11 protein-coding genes and 1 pseudogene are annotated in these 16,148 nt (G+C 46.0%); 5 read left to right on the forward strand and 7 right to left on the reverse strand.

The genetic code is table 11. From position 1 onward, the window contains the following. The first annotated feature begins 144 nt into the window (after window positions 1-144). Window positions 145-2,589, forward strand: a complete 2,445-nt coding sequence (locus NB463_RS20655; protein WP_053807322.1) for a collagenase — start codon at window positions 145-147, stop codon at window positions 2,587-2,589. Window positions 2,590-2,750: 161 nt separating this feature from the next. Here NB463_RS20655 and NB463_RS20660 read toward each other — a convergent pair whose 3' ends face one another. The 7 genes and pseudogenes from NB463_RS20660 to NB463_RS20690 all read right to left on the reverse strand — a co-directional run bounded on the left by NB463_RS20660 (window position 2,751) and on the right by NB463_RS20690 (window position 11,527). After that, on the reverse strand, window positions 2,751-4,547 hold the full coding sequence (locus NB463_RS20660; protein WP_258432553.1) for an aminopeptidase P family protein: 1,797 nt from the start codon (window positions 4,545-4,547) through the stop codon (window positions 2,751-2,753). Further along, window positions 4,547-5,539: an ABC transporter ATP-binding protein gene (locus tag NB463_RS20665; protein WP_258432554.1), complete on the reverse strand. Its 993-nt coding sequence runs from the start codon at window positions 5,537-5,539 to the stop codon at window positions 4,547-4,549. The genes NB463_RS20660 and NB463_RS20665 overlap by 1 nt, the downstream gene beginning before the upstream one ends. A 9-nt stretch (window positions 5,540-5,548) precedes the next feature. Continuing rightward, on the reverse strand, window positions 5,549-6,532 hold the full coding sequence (locus NB463_RS20670; RefSeq protein WP_258432555.1) for an ABC transporter ATP-binding protein: 984 nt from the start codon (window positions 6,530-6,532) through the stop codon (window positions 5,549-5,551). A 10-nt stretch (window positions 6,533-6,542) separates the two neighbouring features. Further along, entirely contained in the window at window positions 6,543-7,475 is a 933-nt protein-coding gene (locus NB463_RS20675) for an ABC transporter permease subunit (RefSeq protein ID WP_258432556.1), read from the reverse strand. A gap of 9 nt (window positions 7,476-7,484) precedes the next feature. Further along, window positions 7,485-8,404: pseudogene (gene oppB / locus NB463_RS20680) on the reverse strand (oligopeptide ABC transporter permease OppB). A gap of 144 nt (window positions 8,405-8,548) precedes the next feature. Then, entirely contained in the window at window positions 8,549-10,159 is a 1,611-nt protein-coding gene (locus NB463_RS20685; RefSeq protein WP_258432557.1) for a peptide ABC transporter substrate-binding protein, read from the reverse strand. 261 nt (window positions 10,160-10,420) lie between these two features. Beyond that, window positions 10,421-11,527 (reverse strand): M20/M25/M40 family metallo-hydrolase, encoded by a 1,107-nt coding sequence (locus NB463_RS20690; protein ID WP_258432558.1) that lies wholly within the window; start codon window positions 11,525-11,527, stop codon window positions 10,421-10,423. Window positions 11,528-12,066: 539 nt separating this feature from the next. On the opposite strand from NB463_RS20690, the gene hppD reads away from it, so the two are divergent. Genes hppD through maiA form a run of 4 tightly spaced genes read left to right on the forward strand, consistent with a single transcriptional unit; the run spans window position 12,067 to window position 16,000 of the window. Continuing rightward, on the forward strand, window positions 12,067-13,140 hold the full coding sequence (hppD, locus tag NB463_RS20695; RefSeq protein ID WP_005377835.1) for a 4-hydroxyphenylpyruvate dioxygenase: 1,074 nt from the start codon (window positions 12,067-12,069) through the stop codon (window positions 13,138-13,140). Beyond that, a complete protein-coding gene (locus tag NB463_RS20700; protein ID WP_031780345.1) occupies window positions 13,133-14,263 on the forward strand; it encodes a homogentisate 1,2-dioxygenase in 1,131 nt (376 codons plus the stop codon). Before hppD ends, NB463_RS20700 begins: the two co-directional genes overlap by 8 nt. Before the next feature lie 9 nt (window positions 14,264-14,272). Next, window positions 14,273-15,310, forward strand: coding sequence for a fumarylacetoacetate hydrolase family protein (locus tag NB463_RS20705; RefSeq protein WP_025766743.1), 1,038 nt, complete (start codon window positions 14,273-14,275; stop codon window positions 15,308-15,310). Window positions 15,311-15,331: 21 nt separating this feature from the next. Continuing rightward, window positions 15,332-16,000, forward strand: a complete 669-nt coding sequence (gene maiA / locus NB463_RS20710) for a maleylacetoacetate isomerase (RefSeq protein WP_258432559.1) — start codon at window positions 15,332-15,334, stop codon at window positions 15,998-16,000. The last annotated feature ends 148 nt before the right edge of the window (window positions 16,001-16,148 follow it).

Genomic DNA, 16,148 nt, shown 5'->3' on the forward strand with positions numbered 1-16,148 from the left:
TGATACCGCCACATCTATTTGTTAACAAAATGTTTCTTCTTGTCTTGCGAGTAGATTATATGGAGATGCTCTTGCAGTAATAAGGGCAGTGGCGATGCAAAAGACGTAATGCATCTAAGGAAAACTCAATATAGAAGAAATTAGATGGAACTGAAGATTTTGAGTGTCGCGATTGCGACAACATTAACCAGCACTGGCGTATTTGCGTTAAGCGAGCCAGTTTCTCAAGTTACAGAGCAACATGCACATTCGGCTCATACACACGGTGTTGAATCCAATCGAGTTGAATACCAACCAACCGCAACTCTCCCAATTCAGCCCTCTAAGGCAACTCGAGTACAGTCACTTGAAAGCCTTGATGAGTCGAGCACTGCTTGTGATTTGGAGGCATTGGTTACCGAAAGCAGTAACCAATTGATCAGCGAAATTTTAAGTCAGGGCGCGACGTGTGTGAACCAGTTATTCTCTGCTGAAAGTCGGATTCAAGAGTCGGTATTTAGCTCCGATCATATGTACAACATCGCTAAGCACACTACGACATTGGCGAAGGGGTATACAGGTGGCGGGAGCGATGAACTAGAAACGTTGTTCTTATACTTACGCGCGGGTTATTACGCCGAGTTTTACAATGACAACATCTCATTTATTGAATGGGTCACCCCTGCGGTGAAAGAGTCCGTGGATGCGTTTGTTAACAACGCAAACTTCTACGAGAACAGCGATCGTCATGGCAAAGTGCTTAGTGAAGTTATCATCACGATGGATAGTGCGGGCTTGCAGCACGCGTACTTACCGCAAGTGACCCAGTGGCTTACACGTTGGAATGATCAATACGCCCAGCACTGGTATATGCGCAATGCGGTTAATGGTGTTTTCACTATTTTGTTTGGTGGGCAGTGGAACGAGCAATTTGTGCAAATAATTGGCAACCAAACGGACCTTGCCAAAGCTTTAGGCGATTTTGCTCTAAGGGCGTCATCAATCGGTGCTGAAGATGAGTTCATGGCCGCGAATGCGGGGCGAGAGCTCGGGCGTTTGACCAAGTATGCGGGTAACGCGAGTTCTGTGGTGAAGAGTCAGCTGAGTCGAATCTTTGAACAGTATGAAATGTATGGTCGGGGTGACGCGGTTTGGCTTGCGGCGGCGGACACCGCCTCATATTACGCAGATTGTAGTGAGTTCGGAATTTGTAATTTCGAAACTGAGCTAAAAGGCTTGGTGCTATCGCAAACTTATACCTGTAGTCCGACAATTCGAATATTGTCCCAGAATATGACGCAAGAGCAACACGCGGCTGCATGTTCTAAAATGGGTTACGAAGAGGGTTACTTTCATCAGTCTTTAGAAACGGGTGAACAGCCAGTAAAAGATGACCACAACACTCAGCTCCAAGTCAATATCTTCGATTCAAGCACTGATTATGGTAAGTACGCAGGGCCAATTTTCGATATTAGTACTGACAATGGCGGTATGTACTTGGAGGGTGACCCTTCCCAGCCGGGGAATATTCCCAACTTTATTGCTTATGAAGCCTCTTATGCGAACGCGGATCACTTTGTCTGGAACCTAGAGCACGAATACGTGCATTACTTAGATGGTCGATTTGATCTCTATGGAGGGTTTAGTCATCCAACTGAAAAAATAGTGTGGTGGAGTGAAGGCATTGCAGAGTACGTCGCTCAAGAAAATGACAACCAAGCAGCACTTGAGACGATTTTAGACGGCTCGACATATACCTTAAGTGAGATTTTCGAGACTACTTATGATGGGTTTGATGTCGATCGAATTTATCGTTGGGGGTACTTAGCTGTACGTTTTATGTTTGAAAATCATAAAGATGACGTAAACCAAATGCTGGTGGAAACACGCCAAGGGAATTGGAGCAATTACAAGGCCACGATCACCCAATGGGCGAATTTGTATCAAAGTGAGTTTGAGCAGTGGCAGCAAGCCCTTGTTTCAAATGGTGCACCTAATGCAGTCATAACCGCAAACAACAAGGGGAAAGTCGGTGAAAGCATTACATTTAGCAGTGAAAACAGTACAGACCCAAACGGGAAGATCGTCAGCGTCTTATGGGACTTCGGTGATGGCTCGACAAGTACACAAACCAAGCCGACGCACCAATATGGGAGTGAAGGGGAGTATTCGGTCAGCCTAAGTGTGACAGACAGTGAAGGCTTGACGGCAACCGCCACTCATACTGTTGTTATCTCAGCGTTGGGCGGTAATGACACATTGCCACAAGACTGCGCGGTGCAAAGTAAAGTAAGCGGTGGGCGCTTAACAGCAGGAGAACCAGTTTGCTTGGCAAATCAACAAACCATGTGGCTGAGCGTACCAGCGGTGAATGAGAGCTCAAATCTGGCGATAACGACGGGGAATGGTACGGGCAACCTAAAGCTTGAATACAGTAACTCTGGTTGGCCGGATGATACTAATCTTCACGGATGGTCAGATAATATTGGTAATGGAGAGTGTATTACGTTGTCAAATCAGAGTAACTACTGGGGCTACGTTAAAGTATCTGGTGACTTTGAGAATGCCGCCATCGTCGTTGATTTTGATGCTCAGAAGTGTCGTCAGTAGGGCATTTTAACTGCATCATTTTAATTTAATTGATCGCCTCGCTAACATTGCGGGGCGTTTTTGTTTTTCACGCCGTTATCTCTATAAAAAAAACCAGCCCGAAGGCTGGCAAACAAGGAGTTTGAGATGAAAATGAAAACGTTATAAAGCTTGCTGATATCCTATTTCTCAATAAGTTGGGTTGTGCGTTGAAGCCAGTTTTTATCTTGCGTATCAAGAAAAGGGCTAAGTGCTTGATAGACTCGTGAATGGTAATGATTGAGCCAGTCTAGCTCTGCTTGATCTAGCATTGATAAATCAAGGGCGTTGGTCGCAATTGGAGCAAGAGTGATAGTCTCAAAACCGTAAAACGTGCCGAACTCATTTTGTTCTACTTCTACAACTTTAAGAATGTTCTCTATTCTTACCCCGTACTCACCTTCGCGATAAACGCCTGGTTCATTAGTAATGACCATACCCGGTTTTAGCTCAACCTCGTGGTGGCTTTGCGAGAAATTTTGTGGGCCTTCGTGAACATTCAAGCAAATGCCCACGCCGTGTCCAGTGCCGCACTTGTAATCAATACCATGTTGCCATAAGACGCCACGCGCCATGATATCAAGATTGGCACCCGTAGAGCCTTTCATGAATCGAGTCTGAGTCAGTCGGATGACCGCTTTGAGCACCAAGGTATAATCTTTGCGCTGCTTAATGGTCGGTGACCCGAAGTGGAAAGTACGGGTGATGTCTGTTGTCCCGCCAAGGTATTGGCCACCAGAATCGACGAGAAAGAAGTTGCTTTCATTGACTACTGCATTGCTTTCTTCATCGGCGGCATAATGCATTTTTGCCCCGTGAGCTGCGAAGCCTGCAATAGTGCGGAAACTGTCACTTACATAATGTCGGGTTTGACGGCGATAGTGATTCAGTTGTGCCTCAGCAGATAATTCTGTAACGAGTCCGCTTGGAACTTGCTCTTCTAGCCAGTTCATAAACCTTACGATTGCCACACCATCATCTGTTAATGCCTGTTCTAGGCTAGTTAGCTCGGTTGCATTTTTTATGGCCTTCATTGCCGTTACAGGGCAAGCCATTGGCTTTAGATTCATATTCCGTTCAATCGAACTCACCAATAAGCTGTCTGTGTGGGTCGGGCTAAAAGCGAGCGATAATCCCTCACATTGCTGATTCAAATACTGACTTACGTAGTTGTAATGGCGAATGTGTACACTCTGCTCGGTCAGCGCTCTTTCAACGTCTTGAGGCAGTTTGGCCTTATCAATAAACAGTGTCGCAAGTGATTGCTCTACGATTAGATAGGCTTCTGAAACTGGGCAGTAATTCGTATCACCACCTCGAATATTCATTGTCCACATGACATCATCTAGCGTTGACACTAATAAGCTATCTACTTGGTTCTCGGTTAACCAAGAACGGATTCTCGCTAACTTATTTTCTGTGTCAACGCCAGCAAAAGCGGTGGGGTGCTCGAATACGGGTGCACTTGGGCGAGGTGGTCTTTCAAGCCAAATCGGTGCGAGTAAATCCAGGTCGAGAATGATCTTAATGTTTTTCGCTTCAAAGGCATGTTTGAGGCCTTGATAAAAAGCGTAACTGATGGCGCGCCCGTCAACCGCTACAATCCCGTTTTCTGGGAGCGTGGTAGCTAGCCATTTGGCAATTGTCGGCGTTTCTGGTTGTTTGGCTTTAAACAGTTCAAGTCCTGTGCCGTGTAACTGTTCTTCAGCTTGAATATAGTAACGACCATCAGTCCACAGGCCACCACCTTGTTGGGGAATGACGACATCGCCTGCTGAGCCGGTAAAACCTGAAATCCAGCTTCGCGCTAACCAATGATCCGCTGAGTATTCGCTGTTATGTGGGTCATTGTTGGTCACGATATATGCAGACACGTTGTGAAAGGACATTGCCTCACGCAATAACGTAAGGCGTTGGTTTACTGAGTTAGTATTGTTCATTAAATGGTTCCTAAAGTCATATTTGAGCAATAGATATGATGCTGCACCGAGCCTGTTTTTATTGGGTTCTGTTGCTCGCATACTTCTGTGGCTTCTGGGCATCGAGTACGAAAAACGCAACCGCTCGGTGGGTTAAGTGGAGAAGGAAGATCGCCGGGCAATAGTTGTATTTCACGGTCACGTGCTAATTGCGGATTAGCTATCGGGACAGCAGATAACAGTGCTTTGGTGTAGGGGTGTTGAGCATCATCAAATACTTTATCGTAACGTCCTACTTCCATAGGTTTACCAAGATACATCACCATAACGCGGTCGCTGATATGGCGCACCACGCTTAAGTCGTGCGCAATCATCACCAGTGTTAACCCCATTTCTTGTTTAAGATCGTCTAGAAGATTGATGACCTGAGCTTGTATGGAGACATCTAGCGCACTAACAGGTTCATCACACACGACCAAATCTGGATTGAGAATTAATGCTCTGGCAATGCCCACACGCTGGCATTGACCTCCGGAAAATTCATGTGGATAGCGGTTTCGCTGGCTCGCCAAGAGGCCCACTTTATCCATCATAGCGATGACACGCTTTTCTACCTCCGCCCGTTTAAGTTGCGGCTCGTGGGTGAGCAGTGGTTCGGCGATGCATTCTGAGATGGTTAATCTCGGATTCAAACAAGCGGATGGGTCTTGAAACACCATCTGAAATTCTCTACGTCGAGAGGAAAGCTCTTTCTTACTAAACCCGAGCATGTCTTGACCTTTCCAAGTCAACTCGCCATGTGTGGGTTCAATTAAGCGAAGTAAGGCGCGTGCAAGCGTTGATTTTCCGCAGCCTGATTCCCCCACAATGCCAAGTGTTTCACCTCGATAAACATCTAAGTCGATACCATTGACCGCTTTCACGATTTTACGTCGACTTGGAATAAGGTGACGCGAAACAGGAAAGTGGACGTTTAAATCACGAGCAGACATGAGGACTTCTTTTTTATTCATAACGCCTCCTTAAGCTTTTATTTGAATAGGAGTGATAACACTGGGTGCGTTAACGTGACAGGCAATGGACTGGCTCGTGTTTAATGGAGAAAACCGTGGGGTTTCGTATTGGCAACGCGTCTCTCGATGCTCGCACCGCTCTCTAAACGGACACCCTTGATGGTTAATCAACGCACTTGGTGGGTTACCTGGGATGGTTGGTAAACGCGGCATATCTTCAGTGATGGAAGGAATCGCCTTTAGCAAGCCTTGAGTGTAGGGGTGCGCAGGTTGAGTGAACAATGTCTCGGTATCTGATTGCTCCATTTTTTGACCACCATACATGACCAATACGCGATCACACATCTCGGCGACGACGCCCATATCGTGAGTGATCAGTAAAATAGCCGTATTGAACTCTTGTTGTAAGTCTCGTAATAGCGTCAAAATTTGAGCCTGAACGGTTACATCTAACGCGGTGGTTGGTTCGTCTGCAATTAACAGCTCGGGCTTACACAACAACGCCATCGCTATCATGATTCGCTGACGCATTCCGCCAGATAGCTCGTGAGGGTATTGGTTCATCCGAGTTTCGGGAGAGGGAATACGCACCGCATCTAACATGTGAATCGATTCAATTTTTGCTTGTTTTCGGGTCATTCCTTTATGAATCATGAGAACTTCACAAAGCTGTTTGCCAATTTTCATAAATGGGTTGAGTGACGTCATCGGATCTTGAAAAATCATTCCGATTTTCTCTGCACGGATGCGGTTGAGCTGCTTTTTCGACATCGCGAGTAAATCATCATCGTGGAACATCGCGCTGCCAGACACAGCGCCGTTATCCGCGGTTAACCCCATTAACGCGAAGACAGACTGGCTTTTTCCCGAACCTGACTCTCCAACAATCCCAAGAGTTTCGCCTGCTTTAATCGAGTAGGAGAGATTACTGACCGCTTGCACTTGCCCATCTGGCGTATCGAAGCGCACGTTCATGTTTTCAATAGATAGCATGGGTTTGTCCTTATCGGTCTTTCGGGTCAAGAGCATCACGCAAGCCATCGCCGATGAAGTTAAAACAAAAGAGGGTGGCAACTAAAAACAGAGAGGGAAAAAGCAGCATCCACAATGCAACGTCAATCGTTTTTGCGCCTTCGGAGATTAGGATTCCCCAGCTCGTGTCTGGTGGTTGAACACCAAGCCCTAAGAAGCTTAAAAACGATTCGAACATAATGAATCCTGGTACCATTAAGGAGGAATAAACCATCACGATACCAAGCACATTAGGCAGAACATGGCGTCGGACAATTGTCAATTTAGAAACCCCAATAGAGTGTGCGGCTTCGATGAATTCTCGCTTTTTGAGACCGAAGGTGACACCACGTACAACACGGGCAATGCCCAGCCAAGATACCATTCCGATCACGATAAAAATCAGGTAGATGTTGTTGCCAAAAAAGGTAACAAACAGGATAACCATAAACATAAATGGCACCGAATCGAGCACCTCAATAATGCGCATCATTACGCTATCGACAACGCCGCCAAGATAGCCGGAAATACTTCCCCAAATCGTACCAATAACAACGGCGACTAAGGCTCCAACAAAACCCACCAAAATAGAGAGCCTGCCGCCTTGCATCGTGCGAGCAAAGACATCTTGCCCGAGGTCATCAGTACCAAAGTAATGGCCACTGTTCAGTGAAGGTTTCCCTAACTCGTATGGTTCGATGAGCACTTCCCAGTCAATTTCATCATGGCCAAAAGCGGCAAGAGAGGGGCCGAAAGTGATGCATAAGGTAATGAACGCCAAAACATACACTGATGTCATCGCGGCTCTGTTTTTACGAAATCGAGTCCATGCTTCTTGCCAAAGACTGCGACCTTCGACGGCTTCAATATTGTCGACGACTTGATCTTGAAGAGCTTGTGTATCCAGTTTTTTTATCGTTAACATGCCGGACTCCTAAACGCGTATACGAGGGTCGATAATCGTATATAGCAAGTCGACCACAAGGTTAAAGAAGATAGTGAGTGAAGCGACAATCAGAGTAATGCCCATTACTAGGCCGTAGTCGCGGTTGAGAGCCCCAGACACAAAGTGTTGTCCCATGCCACCTGTACCAAAGAAAATGTCGATAATCACCGAGCCTGTCACGACAGACACAAACGCAGGGCCGAGCATCGCAACGACGGGAATCAAGGATGGTCGCAAAGCGTGATGGAATAAAATGTAGGTTGTGGACAAACCTTTGGCTTTTGCCGTTCGAATGTATGGTTGGTTGAGCGTTTCAATCATTGCGCCACGCATGACGCGCGCAATACTCGCAATGGAGCCAATCGCCAGGCTGAGCACGGGAAGAACAAGAAAAGCCAGTTTTCCTCCTTCCCAACCACCAGCAGGGAACCAGCCAAGCTGAATAGCGAAAATCATGACTAAAACCGGAGCAAGCACGAACGCTGGAACCACAACTCCAGTCATCGAAAGTGTCATCAGGCCGTAATCTAGGCGGCTATTTCGGTTCAATGCCGCAATGGTGCCAAGTAACATGCCAAGTGGAACGGAGATACAAAAAGAGAGTACGCCTAATACTGCTGAAACTGACATTATTGTGCGACGAGCTGTGTAACACTGAAGTCTTGATAAACGAAGCTCGGACCGAGATCTCCTTGTATGAAATTACCAATGTAAATCAAAAACTGAGTAAGGAAGGGCTGGTCCAAATGGAATTTTGCTTCGATATTCGCACGTACCACTTCTGGCATAGGCCGTTCCATATCAAATGGTCCCCCTGGTGCAATGTGCATCAGCCAAAATGATACGAGTGCGATGAATAGAAGCGTGGGGATAGCGATAGCTAATCGCTTAACAATGTACCAAATCATGATCCATCATCCTTTGGTCATCCGAAATCACTTCGAACGGTTATGAATAAAAAATGGTCTGAGCTCAGGTTGTCTTCTCCACCGAGAGATATGAGGAACGACAAGTAAATATTGAACTTGCCGACTCAGACCGAAAACATGCTTTTAGTGGGCTTTCACATAGACATTCTTGCGGTAGTACGACGACTCAGGGTTTGTCAGTTCGTAGCAGCCCACATAAGGCTTGATGAGGTATTGATCGTTACCCGGACGATAAATAGGAATAATGGCCATGTCTTCAATCAGCATGCTTTCTGCTTGCAGATACAGTTCTGATGGATTGCTCATGGTCTTTGAGCGAGCCATTAACTCGTCGTATTGCGGGTTGGTATAACGAGAATCGTTGTACTCGCCATTAGAAACAAAGATATCTAACCACGTAGAGGCTTCATTGTAGTCGGCCGTCCAGCCGCCGCGAGTAATGTCGGTCGGCTCTTTAAGTGCGTAGAACACTTTCGGTTCTAGCTGTTTTATTGTGACTTGCGCACCCAAACGGCTTTTCCACATGCCTGCAATGGTTGTTGCCATTTTTACGTCCATCGAGAAAGTTGGTACGGTAAACGTTAACTTAAGCGGATTGCTTTTATCGTATCCAGCTTCTGACAGTAATTGCTGCGCTTTTTCGATACGTTTATGGCGGTTCCAAGTTGCGAACTCAGGAGTGTGAGATTGAAAACCATCTGTTTGAGGTGGCACAAGGGTATACATTGGAACCCCACCGTTTCTCAAGATAGCACTCGTTAACAGTTGACGGTCAATGGCATATGAGAGGGCTTTACGGACCCGCACGTCTTTTGTTGGTCCTTGTTGAGTGTTGAGGTAATAGAATGTGGAGCCAAGAGACGCACTGGTGCTTGCCACTTCTTGCGGGCGTTGTTGAATTAACTTTTTCTTCTGAGCGGCAGGAATGGAAACCGCTTGGTCTATCTCACCAGCTAGGTAGCGGTTTAGCACTACATTCGCATCACCAATCGGTAGCCAGGTGACTTTTTCAAGCACTACATTGCTTGCGTCCCAGTAATGTGGGTTTTTAGCCATCACCATTTTTTCGTTAACTTTCCATTCAGAGACAGTAAACGCACCATTTGTAACGATATGTTCTGGCTGGGTCCAACGGTTGCCATGTTTTTCAACGGTCTCTTTGTGAACGGGGGCAAGCACTGGATGACTTAATAGTTTCGTAAAGAAGGGAATCGGCTCTTCGAGTGTTACCTGGAATGTTTTTTCATCCAGCGCCTTCACGCCCAAAGACTCGGGTTCGGCTTCGCCCTTCATAATGGCTTGTGAGTTTTCGATATTTGGAATGGCCGCAAACCAAGCGTACGGCGAAGCAGTGCTTGGATTCAGTAAGCGTTGCCAGCTGTAGACAAAATCTTGTGCAGTGACCGTTTCGCCATTTGACCATTTTGCATCACGTAAGTGGAAGGTATAAACCGTATTGTTGTCATTGACTGACCAAGACTCAGCAACACCAGGAATGGTTTTACCTTGCTTATCTTGAATGACCAGACCTTCAAATAGGTCTCGACCGAGATTAAAAGCGGGCTCTGCGGCTTGCTTGGCTGGGTCAATAGAAGTAACTTCAGCCCCATTGTTTAGCGTAATTTCTTGTGTCTCATCGAGGGTCACACCTGCGGGATACGGCGCGGCATAGCTTGATGTTGCCAGTATTGGACTCATCATCGACGCTAATAAAAGCAACTTAGGTAATTTCATCCTTGTCTCACTCTTTTCATCCTGAAAGATGCTAGAAATGTATATTGTATAAATTGTCTACACAATCGAGTTTTAACAATGTTGTAACAGGGTGCCAAATGTTGGGCTATTTGGTCTCAAAAAGTGAGCTGGGGGGATTGATATGGAGCTGGTGCTAAGTCTGCATTACGGGGTAGGCTTTGTTTCGCGCAAATAAAAAATCCCCTTCAAGCGCGCGCTAAAGGGGGAGGGTAGTTCGTCTGCTCTTCAAAAGGTACGACGTTAACTGACTAGGAAATGTTTTACGAACTCAGTGATTTTGACCATATCACTTACCGCGATAAACTCTTCTGTCGTGTGTACTTTTGCCATGCCAGTTGAAAGATTGACCGTTGTGAGACCTTTCTTGTTAAAATTGTTAGCATCGCTACCGCCGCCAGTGCCTTTTGTGAAAGCCTCAATTCCCAACTCTGCAAACGCTGCTTGTATAGCGTTTACGTGTGGGTGGTTTTCTTCAATAACAAAAGCGTCGTAGGCTCGGCTAGATTCAATTTCGACTTCTGCACCGTGTTTTTCACAGACAGACTCTAATGTTGAGATCATATGATTGACCTGAGCATCTAGTTTATCACCATTCAGGGAGCGTGCTTCTGCCACGATTTTTAATTCAGGCATGACAATGTTTGTGGCCTGACCGCCATTCACTACACCGATGTTGGCTGTCGTTTCTTCGTCGATGCGAAGCAGCTTCATTTGGTTGATGGCATCTGCCGCCACCATGATCGCACTGATGCCTTCTTCTGGCGCAAGCCCTGCATGTGCTGGTCGACCTTTGATTGTTGCCACGATTTTTTGCTGGCCTGGGGCTGCGGTCACAATAGTGCCAATAGGACCACCCGTATCTAACACGATTGCTTCCGTTGAAGTGACGTGTGACATATCGAAGTATTGTGAACCGAATAAACCGCCTTCTTCATACACGGTGAAAGCAAGTTCTAACGTTTTGTGCTCACGGTTTTCCGCTTGAATACAACGAACGGCTTCCATGATGGCAGCAATACCAGATTTATCATCGCCACCAAGAATCGTATTGCCTTTTGAACGGATAATGCCGTCTTCGATGATTGGCTCAATGCCAATACCTGGAGTGACCGTATCCATATGACAGCTCATTAGGATAGAGCCGTCTTTTTTGCCGTCTAAACGGGCGTACAAGTTAAAACCGTTAGAAATGTGCTCAGGCACTGGAAGCTTGTGCACGGTAAAGCCTAGCTCGCCTAGCTGTTCTGCCAGTGTTTCTGTAATTTGTTTTTCGTTTTTTGATTCGCTGTCGATACGTACTAGTTGGCAAAAGTGTTCAACTAGGCGTTCTTGATTGATGTGTGTCATTAGATGTCTCTTTTTCTGATCGAGCGTGAAGCACTGTGGCTAGGGCTCGATAGGGAACAGAGCACCACTTATGGCACAGTTACTTTTGAATAAAACTGAGGTGAATCAATAAAGGGGTATCCATGACACGATTCTGACCGATGAGCCTTTCGAACTGTATGAAGCGTCACGAAACATTACTTTTGATGTTTTGCAGGAGCAAATGAATAAATCGGATAGAGATAGGGTGCAATAGATTTTCCATCCCCTTTTACTTTTTGAGTTACGTTGCCAAGATAAAATGCCAAAGTAACAACTTATTTACATTTTATATCTTGGCGTAAAGCCGAAAATATCAATCTAATGTATTGAAAATAAGCAGTTTATTTGATGTTTACGAAAGTGGGTTCGATGGGTTTTCTGTGTGTAACATATATTTTACAATTATGCGTAAAAATCGCCAAGGTAAAGATTTCTCCCCACGTATTCCAATTTCTCAAGACCTGCGCCAAGTTAGAAAAATAAGTCCAAACAAAAGCTACTGAGACAAGGAGAAAGTCATGGTTGATGCATATAACCCACTAGGAACAGACGGATTTGAGTTTGTTGAATATACCGCTGCTGACAACAAAGGCATTCAACAGCTTAAAGATCTGTTTATATCGTTAGGTTTTGCGGAAATTGCAAAGCATCGCTCAAAAGAAGCGTGGTTATATCGACAAGGTGACATTAGCTTTATTGTGAATGCGCAGCCGCATAGCCAAGCTGAGGGATTTGCCAAAGTTCACGGTCCGTCGGTTTGTGGCATGGCATTTCGTGTGAAAGACGCGACCGTTGCTCTGGCGCATGCGTTAGAGAATGGCGGTAAAGAATATAAAACGGAAATTGGGCCGATGGAGCTAAGCATTCCTGCTATTTATGGCATTGGTGAAAGCTTGCTTTATTTTGTCGACCGTTATGGAAAGCAGAGCATTTATGATGTCGATTTTCGTTTTTATGATGATGCTGATGAGCGTTTATCAAAAGCGAATGTTGGTCTTTACGAAATCGATCACTTAACGCACAACGTTAAGCAAGGCAACATGGATGTCTGGTCTGGTTTCTATGAGCGCATTGGTAACTTCCGCGAAATTCGTTATTTCGATATCGAAGGTAAGCTGACTGGTCTTGTAAGCCGCGCGATGACCGCACCTTGCGGCAAAATCCGAATTCCTATCAATGAGTCGTCAGATGATAAATCACAGATTGAAGAGTTTATCCGTGAATACAATGGCGAAGGCATTCAACACATCGCATTGACCACAGACGACATCTACGAAACGGTCAAAACATTGCGTGAGCGAGGCATGGACTTTATGCCAACGCCAGATACTTACTACGAGAAAGTCGATCAGCGTGTTGAAGGTCATGGTGAAGATGTAAGTAAGCTTCGTGATTTGCAGATTCTTATTGATGGTGCGCCAACGAAAGATGGCATCTTGCTACAAATCTTTACTCAAACCGTTATCGGCCCTGTGTTCTTCGAAATCATCCAACGTAAAGGCAATGAAGGCTTTGGCGAGGGTAACTTCAAAGCGTTGTTTGAATCGATAGAAGAAGACCAAATTCGCCGAGGAGTATTGAGCGATGCATAAATGGATCACATTCCCTCACCGGGAGGGAGTGTGCTCTAAACAAGCGCATGCTGACTTCCCGGAAGAGGCAATTTATGAACGTGAGGCAGGTCGAAGTGGCTTCTTCGGCCCCGCAACACATTTTCATCATCAACATGCCCCAACGGGGTGGTCTGAGTGGGAGGGCGAGCTACGTCCAAGAGCGTTCGATTTTAATCTAGTCGAGAAAGCCAGCCATATTACCCCTTGGGCAGTCCCGCATCTATTACACAACGCGAATTGTAAAGTTCGTGTTTGGCGTATGGATGAAAAAATGGACTTCTTGGTGAGAAACGCTGATGGCGACGAACTGCTGTTCATCCACCAAGGTACGGCAGATCTATATTGTGATTATGGTCATTTGAAAGTGAGCGAAGGGGATTATGTCATGATCCCGCGCTCAACGAGCTGGCGTTTAGAGCCAAGCGAGCCGATGTTCATTCTGATGATCGAAAACACCGATGCGGCTTATACATTGCCCGAAAAAGGCATGGTTGGAAACCACGCGGTGTTTGATCCGGCGGTTTTGGAAACGCCGTCGATCAACGATCAGTTCCGTGATCAATATTCTGAGAATCAAACACAGGTTCAGGTGAAACGCCACGATAAAGTCAGTGTTATCACTTACCCATTCAACCCGTTGGATGCGATTGGCTGGCATGGTGATTTGGCGGTAGTAAAAGTGAACTGGCGTGATATTCGTCCACTTATGTCACATCGTTACCACTTACCGCCTTCTGCACATACTACATTTGTAGGAGCAGGATTTGTGGTGTGCACCTTTGTTCCTCGTCCGATTGAAAGTGATCCCGGAGCGCTCAAAGTACCGTTCTATCACAACAATGACGATTATGACGAAGTCTTGTTCTACCATGCAGGTGACTTCTTTAGTCGTGACAACATTGAAGCGGGTATGGTGACATTCCATCCAGCAGGGTTTACACATGGCCCTCATCCGAAAGCATTCAAAGCAGGGCGAGAGCACAAGAAGACTTTTACCGACGAAGTAGCGGTCATGATCGATACGCGTCACGCACTTCAGTTTTCGGATGAGCTGGAAAAAGTAGAAAACAAAGAATACGTCTATAGCTGGCAAGAGAAGTAAGAGGCAAGGATGAAATTAGCAACCAAGAAAAATGGCACTCGTGACGGTTTGTTGATGGTCGTGAGCAAAGACTTAACGCGCTGCGTACCTGCGACAGAAATTTTCCACCCCATGAACTTAGCACCGACGATGCAGGTGGCACTTGATAACTGGGATACGCTAGCACCGCAACTGGAAGAGCTATACGTTGCACTGAACAATGGCACGGTTGCAGGGTATGAAGAGTTTGAAGCGCACTACTGTGAGTCGCCGCTTCCTCGCGCTTATCAGTGGGCTGATGGCAGTGCTTACGTAAACCACGTTGAGTTGGTTCGAAAAGCTCGCGGCGCTGAAATGCCTGAAAGTTTTTGGACGGATCCGTTGATGTACCAAGGAGGCTCTGATGCCTTTATTGGTCCTTGTGACAACATCGAGTTTGCCAGCGATGAATGGGGTATTGATTTCGAAGGCGAAGTTGCTGTGGTAACTGGTGACGTACCAATGGGCGCGAGTGTTGCAGAGGCTCAGGAGTCTATTCGTTTGATCATGCTGGTGAATGATGTCTCACTGCGTGGCCTAATTCCCGCAGAATTAGCTAAAGGGTTTGGTTTTTTCCAATCTAAACCTTCTTCTGCGTTTTCTCCTGTGGCAGTAACACCTGACGAACTAGGCGATGCGTGGTACGAAAACAAAGTGCATTTACCATTGGTCTCGACCTACAACCACAAGCCGTTTGGTCGCCCGAATGCAGGTATCGATATGACGTTTGATTTTGCAGACTTAATTGTTCATGCGACTAAAACGCGCCCGCTATCCGCTGGGGCGATTATTGGCTCAGGTACGGTATCTAATAAGCAAGGCACCGAACATGGCACTTCGATTGAGGAGGGTGGTGTTGGTTATTCATGTATCGCGGAAGTTCGCATGATTGAAACCATTCGTGATGGTAAACCGTCGACTAACTTCATGTCGTTTGGAGATTCAATCAGATTGGAAATGTTCGATGCGGATGGCAACAACATATTCGGTTCGATTGACCAACAAGTTAGCCAATATCTCAAGCATTAAGAGCGCCAGTTGGGAGATGATATGAGCGATGGCATGATTTTATACGGATACTGGCGATCATCGGCGGCGTATCGTGTGCGTATTTGTTTGAATCTTAAAGAGTTATCGTATGATTCAAAATCGGTACACTTGGTGCGCAATGGTGGCGAACAACACAGTGACGAGTACCATGAGTTAAACGCTTCTGAACTGGTTCCTGTGCTGGTGGATGGGGAGGTTCAGTTAACCCAGTCACTGACCATCATTCAATACTTAGAAGAACACTATCCGGATGTCACTGTGATCCCCGAGCAAACGCCGCTTCGATACCAAGCGCTAGCTTTGGCTCAGGATATTGCAATGGAGATTCATCCCCTGAATAACTTAAGAGTTCTACAGTATTTAGAGGGGGAGTTAGCTTGCGAGCCAGAGCGCAAAGTCGCTTGGATTCATCACTGGATCCACAAAGGTTTTACGGCATTAGAAGAGAAACTTCAGAAGCATCGTAAACTAAATGGTGATTGTAAGTTTAGCCTGACAAGCTCGCCATCTATTGTCGATATTTGTCTGGTACCACAATTTTATAACGCACAACGCTTTGGTGTAGATACTTCTCTTTACCCAACCATTAACGCTGTTGTGCAGTCATGCAATCAATTGCCTGCTTTTATTGATGCGATGCCAGAGAACCAGCCAGACGCTAATAGTTGATTCTTAGCATCATAATGTACTAACAAAATTTAAACGAGCCAATCAGAGTGTGTGATTGGCTCTTTTTTATTGGGGAGCAAAATTTTCTGTTTCTCGCTATCGTCGTGGCTCCTCAAAATTGCGAGGTTTTGTTGCTCTGCATAGCATT

It is taken from the genome of Vibrio sp. RM-41-2B, from assembly GCF_024744415.1.
Taxonomy (GTDB): Bacteria; Pseudomonadota; Gammaproteobacteria; order Enterobacterales; family Vibrionaceae; genus Vibrio; species Vibrio diabolicus.

What these genes read in the sequence shown, in the direction of transcription:
- NB463_RS20660 (WP_258432553.1), bottom strand. Translation starts at nt 4,547, where the DNA reads ATGAACAATACTAACTCAGTAAACCAACGCCTTACGTTATTGCGTGAG.
- NB463_RS20685 (WP_258432557.1), bottom strand. Translation starts at nt 10,159, where the DNA reads ATGAAATTACCTAAGTTGCTTTTATTAGCGTCGATGATGAGTCCAATA.
- NB463_RS20700 (WP_031780345.1), top strand. Translation starts at nt 13,133, where the DNA reads ATGCATAAATGGATCACATTCCCTCACCGGGAGGGAGTGTGCTCTAAA.
- NB463_RS20675 (WP_258432556.1), bottom strand. Translation starts at nt 7,475, where the DNA reads ATGTTAACGATAAAAAAACTGGATACACAAGCTCTTCAAGATCAAGTC.
- hppD (WP_005377835.1), top strand. Translation starts at nt 12,067, where the DNA reads ATGGTTGATGCATATAACCCACTAGGAACAGACGGATTTGAGTTTGTT.
- NB463_RS20655 (WP_053807322.1), top strand. Translation starts at nt 145, where the DNA reads ATGGAACTGAAGATTTTGAGTGTCGCGATTGCGACAACATTAACCAGC.
- NB463_RS20705 (WP_025766743.1), top strand. Translation starts at nt 14,273, where the DNA reads ATGAAATTAGCAACCAAGAAAAATGGCACTCGTGACGGTTTGTTGATG.
- NB463_RS20665 (WP_258432554.1), bottom strand. Translation starts at nt 5,539, where the DNA reads ATGAATAAAAAAGAAGTCCTCATGTCTGCTCGTGATTTAAACGTCCAC.
- maiA (WP_258432559.1), top strand. Translation starts at nt 15,332, where the DNA reads ATGAGCGATGGCATGATTTTATACGGATACTGGCGATCATCGGCGGCG.
- NB463_RS20670 (WP_258432555.1), bottom strand. Translation starts at nt 6,532, where the DNA reads ATGCTATCTATTGAAAACATGAACGTGCGCTTCGATACGCCAGATGGG.
- NB463_RS20690 (WP_258432558.1), bottom strand. Translation starts at nt 11,527, where the DNA reads ATGACACACATCAATCAAGAACGCCTAGTTGAACACTTTTGCCAACTA.